This is a genomic window from Janthinobacterium sp. BJB426 (assembly GCF_002735705.1).
Classification (GTDB): Bacteria; Pseudomonadota; Gammaproteobacteria; order Burkholderiales; family Burkholderiaceae_D; genus Janthinobacterium.
This window is the reverse complement of record NZ_PDZL01000001.1, coordinates 499,365-516,050: the sequence shown is the minus strand read 5'-3', so window position 1 is coordinate 516,050 and position 16,686 is coordinate 499,365. Positions and strand designations below refer to the sequence as shown.

Here is a 16,686-nt window from a genome sequence, read left to right as displayed (position 1 = left end):
ATAGAACGCCCGATGGTCAGGGTTTCTTCAGGTATTTGTTGCTAAATAGTAAATTTATAATGCATAAAACAGGTCAGTATCCATCTCGCCACACCGCACTGCCCGGCTGGCGCAAAACACGATCAAGGGTGATAAACCGCCAGTTCCAGTGCTTTATCAGCAATCCGGGTAGCTTTGACAATAATTCTGAAAACGTCTGTGATGGCACTACATATAGTCTTTACATCCAACTTCTGCACTAATTGTAGTGCCCATCGGAGGGGGATGCAATAGTTTTCCGGCATCCGCGGGCGTAATTTTTTGTATTTTCATATACGATTTCGGTTGACTTTTCAGGGCATGGATGGAAAGCCCAATCCCCGCGAAGTAAGCGCTAACGCAGCTTGCCCGCGCAAGGTTTCCAGCCAGCACTCTTGGTAAAAATACCAGTCAAAAAACGGCCCCGGATCCGTCTTTCTTCCCGGCGCGATATGCTCGTGGCCGCGCACCTGGGACAGCCCGTAGCGCGCCACCAGCGCCACCGTCAGCGCCGCCAGCACATGATATTGCCGCCTCTGGAAGGGCACATCGTCCGCGCCTTCCATTTCGATACCGATGGAATAGCCATTGCACTGCGGGCGTCCCTCGAAGGTGGACGCGCCCGCATGCCAGGCACGTTGATCAGTAGAAACATATTGCAACAGCGCACCATCGCGCCGCACAAAAAAGTGCGCCGACACCTGCAAGCCACGCAGGTCGGCGAAAGAAGGATCGGCATTATAATCTACCCGGCCCGTAAACAAGTCCGACACATGCGGTCCGCCAAAGTGGCCACCCGGCAAACTGATGTTATGGATCACCAGCAAGTCGACTTGCACCCCGTCCGGGCGCGCATCGTGGTACGGCGAGTCATAGCGCAACGCGCCGTCGCACCAGCCGTCTTCATCTATCATCCATGCGCTCATCAAATAGGGCTTCCTGTATCGTCAATTTCTGCATGCGGTAACGCAACTGGCGCACGCTCAGGCCCAGCTGGCGCGCCGCCCGCGCGCGGTGGTAGCGCGCCTGCACCAGCGCCAGCACGATCATGTCGCGCTCGGCCTGGCGCAAATACACGTCCAGCGGCAGGACGGGGGCCACGCCATGCGCCGCCATGCCGGGCAGGCACAGTTGCCGTTCCGGCAAGGCTGGCATTGCTGGTGCCGCCCGCAAGGGCATGCTGCCCGCCGCGGAGGGCAAGGCCAGCCCGTCGAGCGCGATCACGCCGCCGTCGGCAAAGGCCAGCGCCCGCTCCAGCAGGTTTTCCAGTTCGCGCACATTACCGGGAAACGCGTACGCGGACAGGGCCGCCAGCACCGGTGGCGCCAGGCTCACGGTCCGGTGCGGCGACAGGCGCGCGAGGATCACCTCACATAATACCTGCAGATCGCCGCGCCGCTCGCGCAGCGGCGGCAGCGCCAGCTCGATCACATGCAGGCGGTAAAACAGGTCCTGGCGAAACGTGCCGGCGGCCACGCCGCGCGCCAGGCCATGCTGGCTGGCGCACAGGATGCGCACGTCGACGGCCTCGTCCCTGCTGCCGCCCAGCTTGCGCACGCGGCGCTCTTGCAGCACGCGCAACAGTTTTACCTGCATGGTCAGCGGCAGGTCATCGACTTCGTCGAGCAGCAGGCTGCCGCCATGGGCCGCCTGGAACAAGCCCTGGCGTTCGTGCAGCGCGCCCGTATAGGCGCCCGGGCGGCAGCCGAAGAATTCCGCTTCCATCAGCGCTTCGGGAATGGCACCGCAGTTGACGGCGATAAACGGGAAGCTGGCGCGCGCGCCCTGCGCATGGATGGCGCGCGCCGCCAGTTCCTTGCCCGTGCCCGATTCGCCGCGGATGGCCACCGGCGCGCCACAGCGGGCGATGCGGCCGATCTGCGCGCGCAGCGCCTGCATGGGCAGCGAGTTGCCGCTCAATTGTGGCGCCGGCGGCATGCCGGCAGCGGTATGCGGACTGGGGTTGGGACGGGACATGAGGCGCGCCTTTCTGCAATGGCGGCGGCGAACCGCCTGTTGCAGATGCTACGCCGGACGGATGCCGGAGGACGTTACGATACGGATGAGCAACGCGCGCGAACCTGCGGGCCCGCCCTTACACCGTGGCGTGCGCGTGGCTGCAGTAGTCGTGGCCCTTGGCCTGCACGTTTTCCGAGGCCGGGTAGTACACGCCGCAATGGGCGCAGCACAGCATCAGCTCGGCATCCGGCAATTCCTGCGGCCGCACCGGTGGCGTAAACGGATTCGGCCGCTGTTGCTGTTGCGCACGGGCCCGTTGCTGCATGCCACGAATCTTGCTGCGGATAGCAAACAGCACCAGAAACACCAGCGCCAGCCAGAATAAAACACGTGTCATGCGAATCCTCGGTGTAAAACCACTTCCAGTACAAAACGGCTGCCGACATAGGCCAGCAGCAAGGTGGCGAAACCGGCCAGGGTAAAACTCAGGGCCGTCTTGCCGCGCCAGCCGCGAAAGCGGCGGCCTGCCAGCAGCGAGGCAAACAACAGCCACGACAGCATGGTAAACACGGATTTATGATCCCAGTTCAGGGCCTTGCCAAATAATTGCTCGGAAAACACGATGCCCGACAGCACGGTCAGGCTGAGCAAAATAAAACCCAGACCGATCATACGGAACAGCAGCTTTTCCATCGTCAGCAGGGCTGGCAACTGGTCCAGCGCCGTGCCGATGAAGCCACGGCTTTCGCTGCGCGTATGCAGACGCGATTCCTGCAGCGCCATCAGCACGGCGTGAAAGGCGGCAATCGTCAAAGTGCTGTAGGCGAGCACGGCGACGGCAATATGCCAGCCGAAGACGGCCGACTTGCCTTCCATGCTGACCTGGCTGCCGGGAAAGGCCCAGGCCAGGCCGATGGCGAGAACGGCGCTGGGCATGACCATGCGGCGCAGTCCGTCCAGGCTGAAGTTGCGGTTCTCTATCCAGTAGGCGCCCACCGAGACCCACAGCGCGGCCGACAGCATGGCGGAAAAACCGAAGCGCAAAGTGCCCGGCGCCATCAGGTCGAACCACAGGGTGGCGGCGTGCGCCAGCCAGGCGACGCCGGTCAGGCCGGCAATGAGCCGGGCACGAGACGAGGGAAGCACCGCGCACACCGCGTACAACAGGGCGGCGATGAAAAAGAAATAGATCTGCATAGTTTAAGTTTACACCATAGCCGACAAGCGCGATTCAGGCGACAGCCCGGTGACAGGCACGACGCCGCCAACCAATGCCGCAAGCCTGCCATGATATCGCGCCTGAGGCATGACGGGGTGGCGCACCCTCAAGATTTCGGCAATCTTTCGCACCGCCTGCTTATATATATTAGTATGCCGCAAAAAAATGATGGCCCGCTTAAGCGGGCCATCGGGTATTGCCAATATCCGGCTTACTTCACGTTCAGGCTCTTTTTCGCCTGTTCCAGCAAGTCCGTCTTGACCCAGTCCTTGGCCACAGGCGGCTTCGTCATGCGGCCCACGCCCGTTTTCACCATCACGTCCGTGGTGATCTGGATATGCTCGGGCGAGATGTCATACGAATACGGCGAATTGCTGATCGCGTCGTCGAAGTCATCCTTCGTGATCTGGCCGCGGAACACCACTTCGCGCACGTACTTTTCCGCCGTCGCCTTGTTGTCGATAAAGGTCTTGGTGGCTTCGACGAAGCAGCGCATGAATTTTTCCGCCACGGGACGGCGTTCCTTGTAGAACTTTTCCGTCATCACCATGGTGCGCACGGGCTCGCCGATCGGCGTGTCGTACGGTTTGATGACTTCGCTGCCGAAACCCTTGTTGATGGCCTGCGACGATTGCGGCTCCGACTGCATCATGGCGTCGATATTCTTGCCCATCAGCGCCTGGTTCAAGTCGGCGTAGGCCAGGAATACCAGCTGCACATCCTTGCCCTTGGTTTCGGAATACGTCAGGCCCGCCTGCGACAGCTCGGCCAGCAACAGCACTTCCTGTATGCCGCCGCGCGTCACGCCCACGCGCTTGCCCTTGAGTTCCTTGACGCTGGCGATCTTTTGCCCGGCGCCCGCAACCAGGCGCGCGCCGCCCTTGGCAAAACCGGCCACCACATAGATCGGCGCACCGCCGGCGCGGCCGGAAATGGCAGCTTCGGACGCCGTCGCCCCCACGTCCAGCTCGCCCGCGATAATCGCCTGCATCACGTCGAGGCCCTTGGCGAAGATATGCTCTTCGACCTTGATGCCGCATTTGGGCGCGATTTCCTTGATGTACGACACGGCGCCGTAATGGGCGAATTTCAGATTGCCCAGGCGCACGACTTCCTGCGCCTGGGCCTGCACGGCGCCCATGCCGAAGGCCAGCACGAGGGCGGCTGCGATACCGGTCTTCAAAGTTGATTTTTTCTGCATCGGGTTCTCCTGTGGTGGTTGGTGTGTGCCCGCAAGGGCACGCGAAACACTGCTTTTTTATTATGAGGAGATAGTACCGCGTGTTGGAGCCAGGGCAACATTTTTTTGCCCTGGCCGTCCCGTCCTGCTTAAAACGTGGCGCGCAGGGTCAGGCTCGCATTGCGTGGCGCACCGTACCAGTTGCCGCCCCCCGTGTAGCCCGTCTTTTCATAGTAGCGCTTGTCAAAGACATTATTGACGTTCAGGGCCAGCGACCAGCGGGGATCGATGCGGTATTGCGCCAGTGCGCTCCAGACGGCATAGCCGCCCTGCGTAAACTGGAAGTCCCGCTCGCCGCCATCGCGCGTGACCACCGTGCCACTCGTGTAGTTGGCGCTTTGGATGGCGACATTGCCGCCCACCTTCCAGGCCGACCAGGCGCCAGGCAAGGTATACGCCGTCGACAGCTTGAACAGATGCTTGGGCGTGATGCTGCTGAAAGGCAAGCCCGTGCTGTCATTCTTGCTATGGTTAAACGTATAGCCGGCGGCGGCCTGCAAGCCGGGTAAGAGTTCGCCGCCCACTTCCATATCCACGCCGCGGCTGGTCACCTTGCCCTGCGGCAAGTAGCAGCAATTACCCGCATACAAGTCGGTTTCTTCCGGATAGCCAGGATCCAGCACGGCCTCACCACTGCGTTCGACATGGAACAGGCTGAAAGTGGCATTCAGGCGACCTTCAAGCAATTCGCCCTTGAGGCCGCCTTCATAGCTCTTGCCCGTGATGGGCTTGAGCGAGGTGCCCGGCAGGGGCCCCGCCTTGTACAGCGCCTGCGGCTTGAAGATGGCGGAATAGCTGGCATACGCCGACCACTGTGGATTGAGGTCGTAAATGATGCCGCCATACGGCGTCAGCTTGGTCGGCTCGCTGAAGCGGCTGTCCGAATCGGGCGACCAGCTTCCCGTGTCGCCATCCAGCGATGCCACGTATTGCTTGAACTTGTAGCGGGCCAGGCGGGCGCCCAGCACCACGTGCAGCTGGTCGCTGGGATGCAGGCGCACGGTGCCGTAAGCGCCATATTGTTCCTGCTCCCATGGATGGAAACGGTACCAGACAGGGCCATTATCGCCGCCCGTCCAGGGCGTGGCATCGGGATCGAAGGGATTGGCCGGGGTAGTGCCGGCCCCCGTCTGCCGGGCCGAATCCCAGTAGCTCGTGACCTTCTGCCGGTCTGCCCCCAGCAGCAACTCATGCGTGCGTCCCAGCAGCCCGAAATTGCCCGTCAGGTTCAGGTCCAGCACATTCTGGTGATTCCAGGCATTGTTGCGCGTGCCGGCCCACACGACGCCATCACTGCCGCCAGGTTCCACGGCGCCAGTGGTAAACGTGCCGCGCCCCTTGGAGCTCTGCTCGACATGGCTGGCATTGATTTTCAGCTTCCAGCCAGCGGCAAAACGGTGTTCGAGCTGGGCAAACAGTTCCGTGACCTCGTTGTCAACATAACCCCAGGGCTGGCTCAGGTTGGTCGAGCGCGGCAACTGCACATCGGCGCCATCCGCATAGCGGGGCAAGCCGGAACCACTGCCAGTCGTATCACGCTTGGCCTGCGAAGCGCCCACGGTCAACAGCGATCCCGCGGGCAGATCCGCTTCCAGCACGCCGTACACGAGCGCCTTTTCCGTGCGGAAGTGGCGCATGAAGGAGCCATCATTTTCATACATGGCCACCACCCTGCCGCGCAGCCGGCCGTCATACGCGAGCGGCCCGGTGGCGTCGATGTCGGCGCGATAATTGCTCCAGCTGCCCGCCGACAAGGCAGCCGTCAGTTGCCGGTGCTCGAGCGGCTTCTTGCGCGCTAGGTTGATGATGCCGCCCGGATCACCGGCACCGGCCAGCAGGCCGGACGCGCCGCGCATCACCTCGACCCTGTCATACATCGCCATATCCTGGATTGCCGTCGCGGTATAGCTGCCGATATTGAAGGGGGCGCCGCCATCGATCTGCATGCTGTCGATCTGGAAGCCGCGCGAATAGAAATTGTAGGCGTGGCCGTTCACGCGCTTGGAGGTGATGCCCGGCGTCAGCGCCATGGCGCCGCCGATATCCTTGACGTCCTGGTCATCGAGCTGCTGGCGCGTCACCACGGACACCGACTGGGGAATTTCGCGGAACGACTGGTCGCCCTTGGAAGCGATGCTGGTGACGCGGCTCGTGTAGGAACCCGTCCCTTCCGTGCTGCCATCGCTGGAGCGGCGCGCGCGCACGCGGATCGCGGCCAGGGTTTGCTCGCCGGCGGCGCTGGCGGTGGTAGCCGCAGCAGCGGCTGCAGGTGTCGCGGGCGCCACTTTTTGCAAAGTATAGCTGCCGTCGCTGCGGCCGGTGATTTCCAGGCCGCTGCCGGCCAGCAGGCGCGCAAGCGCTGCGCGCGGGGTATAGCTGCCGCTCAGCGCGGGACTGTTCAAACCCGCCGTCAGGGCCGGATCGAAGGACAGGGCGATGCCCGCTTCGACGGCCACGGTGGACAGGTTGCGGCCCAAAGGACCGGCCGGAAGTTCGATGCTGCGCGCGACGGGCGCGTCGAGCGACGCCGCATGGGCGGGTGCCGCCATGGCCAGCATGGCAAGGTGGACGGAGAGAAAAACGATGGAACGGAAGGGAGCTGCGGGCATGACGTTTCCTTTACATGGCAATGGGATCTTCTTCCCCTTGCCAGCCCGGCGCGAAAAAAGTGTCAGGTTTTGAAAACTATTTATTCAGGCGCATCCAGGGTGACCCAGTAGCCGCCAAGGCGCGTGCGCGCCGCCACGGGATAGGTCGACACCAGCATCACCAGCGCCGCATCCGTATCCGTGATGGGAAACGCCCCCGAGACGCGCACATTGGCCACGCGGGGATCGCAGCGCACGATACCGGGCCGGTAGCGGCCCAGTTCCAGCGCAAAATCGTGCAGGCGCATGGCGTCGGCCAGCAGCATGCCGCGCTGCCACGCCAGCTCTCCGGCGTCCAGCGCTCGCGGTTCGCCGATAGCCGCCGCTGTGAAGGCCACCTGCGAACCCGCCGCAATGATGTGCTGCGCACCGCTGTGCGCCAGCACGCGCACGCGGCTTTCCCGCACGGCCAGCATCGTCCGGCCCTCTTCCTGGCGCACGGAAAACACCGTGCCCAGCGCTTCGAGCCGGCCTTCGGCCGTGGCAACAAAGAAGGGCCGGCGCTGCGCATCGGGGGCGGTGTGCACGGCGATTTCACCGCGCCGCAGGGTCAGCAGACGCTGCGCGCCATCGAATTGCACGTCCAGGGTAGTGGCCGTATTGAGGCTGATGCGGCTGCCATCGGCCAGCACGATGTTGCGCCGCTCGCCCGTCGCTGTCCGGTAATCGTGGCGCCAGCCCTGCTGTTCCAGCAGCAGCCAGGCGCCGGGCACCACGGCCAGCAGGGCCGCCAGTTTCAGCAGCGCGGCGCGGCGCGCCGAGGTTCGCGATGCGCGGGACCGGTCCAGCGCCGGCATGGCCAGCTCCGGCGGCAGGCCACCCAGCTTGCCCAGCAGCGCTTCGGCACGCTGCCAGGCGCGCGCATGTTCCGGGTCGCTTGCGCGCCAGCGTTCGCATTCGCGCCGCTGCTGCGCGCTGGCCGCGCCCGAGTGCAGTTGCATCAGCCAGTCAGCCGCCTGTTCGAGCACGCGCGGATCGATGGGAACGCGGGCGCCCAAGCTAGTCGCCATCGAGCCGCAGGCACGCCAGGAACGCCTGCTTCATATAGCGCTTCACGCTGGCCAGCGACACGTCCAGCCGCGCGGCGATGGCGTCATACGTCAGCCCTTCCAGCTGCGACAGCAGAAAGGCGCGCCGCACGGCGGCCGGCAGGGAATCGAGCATGGCGTCGACCTGGTGCAGGGTTTCCAGGATCAGCAATTGCTCTTCGCATGAAGGCGCTTGCGCTTCGGGCAGCAGGGCGATGGCGTCAAGATAAGCGCGTTCGAGCGCCTGGCGCTGGTACCAGTTGATCAGGATGCCGCGCGCCACCGTCGTCAGGTAGGCGCGCGGCTGGCTGATGGCGCCGAGGTCGCGCCGCGCCAGGATGCGGATGAAGGTGTCGTGCGCCAGGTCGGCCGCGTCGGCGGCATTGCCCAGCTTGTAGCGCAACCAGCCATGCAGCCAGCCGTGGTGCTGCTGGTACAGCGCCTGGGCGGCATGCGTGGGAGAAGAGTGGTCTTGCTGTAGGGCGAAGTCGGCGGCCGACATGGGCATCCTTTCCTGTCAGGCGCCTGGCACCAATGCAAATAAGAATTATTCTCATTCTAGCCGAAACAACAACGCCGGCGCAATGCCTGGCCGCGATGGCAGGCATTGCGCTGGCGTTTTTACAACAGCCGGCCTTACTGGCCAGCGAGCGCCACGACGGGGTCGAGGCCCGACGCCTTGCGCGCCGGCATGAAGCCAAACACCAGCCCCGTCACCACGGCGCAGGCAAACGCGCCGGCGATGGCGCTCAGGGAAAAGATCACCGGCACGTCCCATACCAGCAGCAAGCCGGCCACCGTCACGCCGACCACGATGCCGGCCACGCCGCCCACCACCGACACCAGCACGGCTTCGGTGAGGAACTGGCGCAGGATGTCGCGCCGGCGCGCGCCCGTCGCCATGCGGATGCCGATTTCGCGCGTGCGCTCGCGCACCGTCATCAGCATCACGTTCATGACGCCGATACCGCCCACCACCAGCGAGACGGCGGCGATCAGGCTGAGCATCATGGTCATGTTGTCCTGCGTCTTGGCTTCGGCGGCGATCGACGCGGCCGCGTTGCTGATGCCGTAGTCGCGGATGCGGTGGCGCTCGAACATGGTGGCGTCGACCGCCGCCTCCACCTCCGTCACGCGCTTGACGTCGGCCACCGCCATGACGGTGTACGTCGGCTCGCGCTGACCGAAGACACGAATGCCGGCCGTAGAAAACGGCAGCAGCAGCACGTCGTCTTCATCCTTCTCGCCCGTCAGTGCGCCCTTCGCGCTCATCACGCCGATCACCTGGAACGGCACATTGCCGATCAGGATGCTCTGCCCCACGGGATTGGGCACGTCGGGCATCAGCTTTTCCGCCAGGTGCGCACCCAGTACGGCCACGGTGGCCATCTCGCGCTCGTCTTCCTCGGTAAAGAAGCCGCCCTTGGCCACGGGCCAGGTCTGGATCTGCGGCAGGGCCGGCCCCGTGCCGCGCACATAGGTCTGCACGTCGAGGTTGCCATGGCGGATCACCTTGTTGCCCGTGACATTCGGCAGCACGTGGGTAATGCCCGGCACGTCTTTCAGTGCATCGAGATCGGCCAGGGTGATGCTGCGCCCCGGGATGCGCGAACTTTCGCCGCGCGACGCCATGTACAGCAGATTCGAGCCGAAGGCGCCCAGTTGCGCCATCACTTGCTGGCGCGTGCCCAGGCCGATGGCCAGCATGACGATGACGGAGGCGACGCCGATGACGATGCCGAGCAAGGTCAAGCCCGTGCGGAAGCGGTTGATCCACAGCACGCGCCAGGCCGCGCGCGCCGCGTCGAGCAATTCCGTGCCCAGCGAGGCCCCTGTGTCATGCGCGGCGCGCGACATGTCCAGCGGCGGCAAGGCCGTCGACGTAGCGGGAATGGCGATGGCGCCCGAGTCTGCGATGATTTCGCCATCGCTGATCTCGATCACGCGGCGCGCCTGTGCCGCCACCTTGCGGTCATGCGTAATGAGGATGATGGTGTGGCCCGCGTCGGCCAGTTCGCCCAGCAGGGCCATGACTTCGGCGCCGCTGCTGCTGTCTAACGCCCCAGTCGGTTCATCGGCGAGGATGATGCGCCCGCCATTCATCAACGCGCGCGCGATCGACACGCGCTGCTGCTGCCCGCCGGACAACTGGTTCGGCCGGTGGTCGAGCCGCTCTCCCAGGCCCAGGCGCTTGAGCAGCGCTTCCGAACGGGCGTGGCGGGCGGCCGCCGGCATGCCCGCATACAAGGCCGGCACTTCCACGTTTTCGCGCGCCGATTCCGTGGCGATCAGGTGATACCCCTGGAAGACGAAGCCGAACGCTTCGCGCCGCAGCCACGCCAGTTCATCGGGATTCAGGCTGGCCACATCCTGGCCGGCGAAGCGGTAAATGCCGTCGCTGGGCCGGTCAAGACAGCCAAGCAAATGCATCAGGGTCGACTTGCCGGAACCGGAGGCGCCGACGATGGCGACGAATTCGCCGGCGCCAATCGACAGGGTCAGGCCGCGCAGCACTTCCACGGCCGGCGCGCCGTCATGGCCGCCGTAGCGCTTGCGGATGCCGGCAAGCTCAATCAATGGCGCCGGCTGGCCAGGTTCCCCGGCCTGCCCCAGCGACGCGGCCTCGCTCATCGCGCTCACAGCTGGAACCTGCTGCTGCCGTTGCCGGCCGGCTGCTCGCCCGTGACCAGCAACTCGCCTTCGCGCAAGCCTTGCAGCACTTCCGCGCTGAGGCGGTTGCGCACGCCCACGGTGACGGCGCGCGTATCGACCTTGCCGTCCGCATCCATCACGCGGGCCGTGAACTGCCCCGGCTTGGCGCCTTCTTCCGTCGAGGGTTTCAGGGCCGGCAAGGGCACGGCCAGCACATTGTTCGCCGCGGCCGTGACAAACACCACTTGCGCCGTCATCTGCGGCATCAGTTCACCATCGGCGTTATCCACGTCGAACAACACGGTATATAAAATCACCTTGCTGGTCGACGGCGCCAGGGCCGTGCCGGCGGCAGAACCGCCTGGCACCGGCGGGGCCGGCAGCACTTGCCGCACCTTGCCGCTCCAGCGCCGCTGGTCGCCGCCCAGGGTGGTGAAGTACACGGGCATGTCCGGGCGCACGCGGCGCACGTCCGCTTCCGATACTTCCGTCCATACCGTCATGGCCGACAGATCGGCGATGCGCAGGATGTTCGGCGTCTGGTACGTGGCGTTCAGGGTTTGCCCTTCCTTCGCATCCAGGCCCACCACCTTGCCGGCCATGGGCGCGTAGATGCGCGTATAGCCGAGGCGCGCCTCGTCCGCCTTCAGGCTGGCCTGGGTCTGGTCGATCTGCGCCTTCAGGTGGTCGATCTTGGCGCCGGCCGAGGCCAGCGTGGCTTCGGCCGTTTCCAGGTCAGCCAAGGGCGTGGAGTCGAACTTGGCCATCTGCTTCTGGCGGCCATGCTGCTGGCCGGCCAGGCGGTGCTGCGCCTGCTGGTCGGCCAGCTGCGCACGCAAGCCCGCCAGCGCGGCGCGACCCGCATCGACCGTGGCTTGCTGCACGCTGGGGTCGATCTCGGCCAGCAACTGGCCTTTTTCCACGGCGCTGCCGGGCTGCACGTGCAGGCGCGTGATCTGGCCCGACACTTGCGCGCCCACGTCGACATAGGTTTGCGGCTGCAAGGTGCCGATGGCCGTGACACTGGCTTCGATATTGCCGCGCTTGACGGGCGCCGTGTCGAATACGGTGGCCGGGCCGCGCGTGGCCCACAGGGCGCCGGCGCCAAACAGCACCAGCAAGACCACGCCACCCAGGATGCGGGCGCGGCGGGAAGGCAGACGGGTCGCCATCAGGCAGCCACTTTCAATACATTCAAAACATCAATCGGTGTCGCCAGGCGTGAAAAGTGCATCGGTCTATCCTTGAAAATGGCGGTGAACATCACCGCAGGAACGTCACAAGACCTGCCAGCGCGGCGACGGCTGCCAGCAGGGAACTACGAAACAGCAAGCGGGGGGCATATGGCAGCAGCAGGGCCACCAGCAGCGCTCCCGCGCCGATGAATCCCAGCCAGGCAACCACGCCGACGGTGGCGCTCCAGCCAGCCACGCAGGGCCAGATGGCCAGCGCCAGCAGGACGGTACCGGCCAGTTGCAGCGCGCGCCGCACGTTCGGCGCCGCGTCCCTGCCCCAGACCTGGCCATGGTGGCGGTCCATCGCCAGCGACAGGCTGGCCATGCCCGCATACGACAGGCCCAGCGCGCAAAGGATGGTAGTGATCATGACTGTCCTTCCGTATTGACTTGCAGGCTGGCCGTGGGCGCAGCGTTTTCCTTGGGTGCAGCCTTCCTGGCCGGTTTTTCCTTGCGCTTGTGGACTTTCCACGCGCCCCAGGCGGCCAGCAGGCCGAAAGCCATGCTGCCCAGTTCCACGCCGGCGCTTTCCCAATCGCCGCGCGCGATCTGCGCCGCCAGGTTGTCGCCCGTGCTCAAGACATTGAGCACCGGCAGCAGCAGGCACAGGGCGGCCAGCAAGCCCAATTGCTCGATCCACGCGCGCTTTTCCGCGCGCAGGCAGGCGTGCACCAGCATCACAAACCACACGCCGAAGAAGGCGCGCACTTCCCAGCCGGCGCGGTGCTCGAGGCCGACGGGGATCAAACGGTTCGCCCACAGGAAGCCCACGCAGGCGATGGACAGGCCGGCGATCGCCGCCACGTTCAGGCATGTGATGACCCGGTACACGCGCTGCGTGTAGGCGCCGAACTCGCCGCCGGACTTCTGGCGGCGCTTGACCATGAACAGGATCGCCCCCGTGCCCATCATGGCCGTACCGGCCAGGCCGCAGAAAAAGTACAGCCAGCGCATCGGCGTGCCGCCGAAACCGACCATGTGCAGGTTCGACATGACGGAGCGCGTCAGGCCCGCGCCGCCCGTGTCCGACTCGCCCGGCAGGCGCAAGGCAACCTGCTCGCCCGTGGCCAGCGCATAGCAGGCCCTGCCCGTGTTGGCGCTGAGGCGTTCCATCGTGTCCGTCTCTTCATTCCAGCCATACATGCAGACGCGCATGGAGGCATCGTTCGGATTGTCCAGCACCACGGCGCGGATTTCCTGGCCGATGGCCTGCTCGGCGCGCAGCGCGAACGATTCCAGCGCGGGAATGGCCAGCGGCTGGCCCGAGCGCGCAGGCTTGCCCGCATCGTTCCAGTCGCTCAAAAAGGCCTTCTTGGGATTATCCATGCCGTATTGCGCCATCACGGGGGCCGGCACATAGTCATCGCTGAAGAAGGCCAGGCCCGTGTAGGCGATCATGAACTGGAACGGCAACGTCAGCACGGCCACCGCGTTGTGCGCGTCGAGCCACGAGCGCTGGCCCTTGGCCGGGCGGAAGGTGAAGAAATCCTTGAAGATGCGCTTGTGCGTGATGACGCCGCTCACCAGCGCCACCAGCATGATCATGGTGGTGATGGCGACGATCCATACGCCGATGCGTCCCGCGTGCAGCTCGTAGTGGAAATCGACGAAATGGTGGCCGCCGATGGTGTCGCGCTCCGTTGCCTCGCGCGCATGCTCGATGACGGCGCCCGTCAGCGGATCGAGGTCCGCCGAACCATAGCCGCCGCTGGGCTGGAACCAGTAGGCGGACAGGCCGTGGCCGGGACGCTGCACGGGCCATATCTCCCACATGTCCGCCTTCGGGTGTTCCTTCGCCATGAAGTCGAGCGCCAGTTCCAGGCGGTGCGCGCGGTCCGTGACCTTCGGCAGCGGCGGATCGTTCGCGTGCGCCGCCTCTTCCAGCGCGTGTTCGGGCGTCATCCAGTGGCCGATCGGGTCGTCGAAGACGGCCAGGGTGCCGGTCAGGAAAATGGCGAACAGTAGCCAGGAAATCCACAGGCCGCTCCATGTATGCAGCCAGGCCATGGCCTGGCGCAAGCCGCCCTGCTGCGGCGTTTTCACCACTTTGTCTACCTTGACGGCGTTCATGCGGCACCTCGCGACAGCAGCATGCCGATGCCGCCGCATAGAATCGCCGGCAGCAGCATGCCGAGCCAGGCACGGCGCAGGTCCTGCACGGCAAAGACCCAGATCACGGCGCAGGTGTACACGACAAAGGCGCTCAGGGTCGCCGTCAGCACGGCTTCGGCGCGCGACAGCGGCAGCACGGCCGACAGCAGCACGGCTACGCCGGACGTCAGTGCATAGCCGCCAAAGATGGCGGCGAGCACGCGCGAGAACAACATCATGTTGGCCGATTTCATCATCGCGGCGCTCCCTGTGGCACACGCTGGCTCACGCCATTGCTGGCGTGGGCCAGATTCAACTGCACATTCATAAGCCATGCATCCTTCATCAAGATAGATCATTCAAAAGTGATTATTTACAGTTTGTAGTTCAAAGTCAGCATCAGGTTGCGCGGCGTGCCCACCAGGTTGCCGAAGACATCGGAATAGATGCTCTGGTAGTAGCGCTTGTCGAGCGCATTGTTCACGTTCAGGCGCAGCTCGGCGCGGCTGTCGATCTGCCACGCGGCGTTCAGACCCACGATCGCGTAGCGGCCCTGGCGCAGATGGTAGGCGCCTTCCTTCGACTCGGTCGCGCCCTGCCCGTACACCGAAGCGCCGATGCGCCAGCCCTGCGCCGCGCCGGACAGGCGGTAGCTGGTGGCCAGCTTGAGCTGCTGGCGCGGATAGCGGCTGTTGAAGTCCTTGCCGATATTGGCCGGATCGCTGTCGCGCGTAAATTGCGCCTTCACATACGTAAAACCGGCCGACAGCTGCCAGTCGGGCGTCAGCGCGCCCGCCACGTCCAGCTCCACGCCTTCGCTGCGCACTTCGCCCGACGCGCGCTGGCAATAGCCCCAGGTGCTGCCGGGGCAGGGATCCGGGCCGGCCAGGTCGTCCACGCCGCGGTTTTGCTGGCGGATCTGGAACACGGCCGCGCTGGCATTGAGGACGCCGCCGAAGTATTCGCCTTTTACGCCCGCTTCATAGTTGGTGCCGCTGATCGGCTTCAATGGCTGCGCATTGGCGTCGGTGGCCGCTTGCGGCTGGAAGATTTCGGTCCAGCTGGCGTACACGGAATGCTGCTTGTCGAGGTCATACACGACACCGGCGTACGACGTGAATTCGCGCGCCACCGAGTAGCCGGCATCGTCCTTGTACCAGCTCACGCGCCCGCCCAGCACCAGTGACAGCGGCTCGGCCAGGCGCATGCGCGTGCCCGCATACACGCCGCTTTGCTCGGTGATGCTGGCCGTGCGCCACTGCGCGTAATTGATGACGGGACGCGCCACGCTGCCCGCATCCCAGTTGAACGGGTCGAGCACCGGCGCCGCCGCGCCCCAGCTGTACGGGGCCCAGCCGCCATAGCTGTTTTTCGACGAACGGCGGTGGCTGGCGCCGACCGTGAGCTCGTGCTCGCGGCCGAACAGGCTGTAGCTGCCAGTGGCATACGCGTCATAGCTGGTGTTGGCCAGTTCGGCGCGGTAGCTTTGCGAGTTGAAGCGCAGGGTGTCGCCGCGGCGGCTGACGCCGGAAAACGTCGTGTCGATCTCGGGCGTCTTGCGCGTGGCCGCCAGCTTGGCCTTCCAGCCATTGGCGAAGCGGTGTTCCAGCTCGGCGAAAATGGTTTTATCCGTCTGGCGCCAGCCATCGAAGTCGGTGCCCAGGTAGGTCGAGCGGGGCAAATTCAAAAAGCGGCCGTCGGCGGCCGTCACCACGCCCGTCGTGACGCCGTCGTTATCCGTCTTGCGGTAGTGTGCGCCCAAGGTGACCGTGGTGTCGGGCCGCAGGTCGGCTTCGATGATGCCGTACAGCTGGTGATTGCGGCCATGCAGCACGTCGACAAAATCCTTCTTGTCCTGCACCGTCGCGACGATGCGCCCGCGCAGGGTCTTCGCTTCGTTGAGCGCGTTGGCCGCATCCGCTTCCAGCCGGTAGTTGCTCCAGCTGCCCACGCTGGCCGAGAATGACGCTTGCGGCGTGGCCGTCGGGCGCTTGCGCACCAGGTTGATGGCCGCGCTGGGCGTGCCGCTGCCCGTCATCAAGCCCGTGGCGCCGCGCACCACTTCGATGCGGTCATAGATGGCCAGGTCGTCATTGTCGCCATTGAAGGTGCCGTTCGCGCCCAGGCTGGTGGGCAAGCCATCGAACAGGATGTTATCGATTGGAAAGCCACGTGCGCTGAAACTGCCAGAATCGCCTGTAAAGTTGCCTTTTTGCATGACAAGGCCCGTGATCGATTGGACAGCGTCATCCAGGGTGGTGATGCCCAGGTCGTCGATCTGCTGGCGCGTCAGCACGCTGACCGACTGCGGCGTTTCTCGCAGCGACAGGTTCAGCTTGGTTGCCGTATTGCTCACGCCCGTCGTATAGGAGCCGCTGCCTTCCGTCGTCGCATCGCGCCCTGCCGTGACGGACACGCCAAGCATGGTCTGTTCGGCAGCAGGGATGGCAGGCGCGGCCTGCTGCGCCAGCGCCGGCAGGCTGGCGGCCAGGCACAAGGCCGCCGCGGCCTGCGCCAGCGGACGCAGTGCGGAGTGAGACGATGGCAAACTGACAAAAGGTAAAGCGTGCGACATGCAAGTTCCTGATAGTGGTGG

General features: G+C 64.8%; 14 protein-coding genes. All 14 read right to left on the bottom strand.

Going from position 1 to position 16,686, the window contains the following annotated elements; genetic code table 11:
- Positions 1–332: 332 nt before the first annotated feature.
- The 14 genes from ampD to CSQ93_RS02205 all read right to left on the bottom strand — a co-directional run bounded on the left by ampD (position 333) and on the right by CSQ93_RS02205 (position 16,665).
- Positions 333–944, bottom strand: coding sequence for a 1,6-anhydro-N-acetylmuramyl-L-alanine amidase AmpD (gene ampD, locus CSQ93_RS02270; RefSeq protein WP_099376530.1), 612 nt, complete (start codon positions 942–944; stop codon positions 333–335).
- Entirely contained in the window at positions 922–1,995 is a 1,074-nt protein-coding gene (locus CSQ93_RS02265; protein ID WP_099376529.1) for a sigma 54-interacting transcriptional regulator, read from the bottom strand. Before CSQ93_RS02265 ends, ampD begins: the two co-directional genes overlap by 23 nt.
- A gap of 118 nt (positions 1,996–2,113) precedes the next feature.
- Positions 2,114–2,374, bottom strand: a complete 261-nt coding sequence (locus CSQ93_RS02260) for a PP0621 family protein (RefSeq protein ID WP_099376528.1) — start codon at positions 2,372–2,374, stop codon at positions 2,114–2,116.
- Positions 2,371–3,174 (bottom strand): cytochrome C assembly family protein, encoded by an 804-nt coding sequence (locus CSQ93_RS02255; protein WP_099376527.1) that lies wholly within the window; start codon positions 3,172–3,174, stop codon positions 2,371–2,373. Before CSQ93_RS02255 ends, CSQ93_RS02260 begins: the two co-directional genes overlap by 4 nt.
- 233 nt (positions 3,175–3,407) lie before the next feature.
- Positions 3,408–4,337, bottom strand: a complete 930-nt coding sequence (locus tag CSQ93_RS02250) for an ABC transporter substrate-binding protein (RefSeq protein ID WP_099376700.1) — start codon at positions 4,335–4,337, stop codon at positions 3,408–3,410.
- 188 nt (positions 4,338–4,525) lie between these two features.
- Positions 4,526–7,045 (bottom strand): TonB-dependent siderophore receptor, encoded by a 2,520-nt coding sequence (locus CSQ93_RS02245; RefSeq protein WP_099376526.1) that lies wholly within the window; start codon positions 7,043–7,045, stop codon positions 4,526–4,528.
- Positions 7,046–7,125: 80 nt separating this feature from the next.
- Entirely contained in the window at positions 7,126–8,082 is a 957-nt protein-coding gene (locus tag CSQ93_RS02240; protein WP_233515998.1) for a FecR domain-containing protein, read from the bottom strand.
- Between the two features lies 1 nt (position 8,083).
- Positions 8,084–8,614: a sigma-70 family RNA polymerase sigma factor gene (locus tag CSQ93_RS02235; protein WP_099376524.1), complete on the bottom strand. Its 531-nt coding sequence runs from the start codon at positions 8,612–8,614 to the stop codon at positions 8,084–8,086.
- Positions 8,615–8,748: 134 nt separating this feature from the next.
- Positions 8,749–10,743, bottom strand: coding sequence for a MacB family efflux pump subunit (locus tag CSQ93_RS02230; protein WP_099376523.1), 1,995 nt, complete (start codon positions 10,741–10,743; stop codon positions 8,749–8,751).
- Positions 10,744–10,748: 5 nt separating this feature from the next.
- Complete coding sequence (locus CSQ93_RS02225) at positions 10,749–11,936, bottom strand: efflux RND transporter periplasmic adaptor subunit (RefSeq protein ID WP_099376522.1); 1,188 nt, start codon at positions 11,934–11,936, stop codon at positions 10,749–10,751.
- A 91-nt stretch (positions 11,937–12,027) separates the two neighbouring features.
- Positions 12,028–12,369 (bottom strand): DUF3325 domain-containing protein, encoded by a 342-nt coding sequence (locus tag CSQ93_RS02220; protein WP_099376521.1) that lies wholly within the window; start codon positions 12,367–12,369, stop codon positions 12,028–12,030.
- Positions 12,366–14,069: a PepSY-associated TM helix domain-containing protein gene (locus CSQ93_RS02215; protein WP_099376520.1), complete on the bottom strand. Its 1,704-nt coding sequence runs from the start codon at positions 14,067–14,069 to the stop codon at positions 12,366–12,368. Before CSQ93_RS02215 ends, CSQ93_RS02220 begins: the two co-directional genes overlap by 4 nt.
- Entirely contained in the window at positions 14,066–14,347 is a 282-nt protein-coding gene (locus CSQ93_RS02210; protein WP_099376519.1) for a hypothetical protein, read from the bottom strand. The genes CSQ93_RS02215 and CSQ93_RS02210 overlap by 4 nt, the downstream gene beginning before the upstream one ends.
- Positions 14,348–14,463: 116 nt before the next feature.
- Entirely contained in the window at positions 14,464–16,665 is a 2,202-nt protein-coding gene (locus CSQ93_RS02205) for a TonB-dependent siderophore receptor (RefSeq protein WP_199534217.1), read from the bottom strand.
- Positions 16,666–16,686 lie beyond the last annotated feature (21 nt).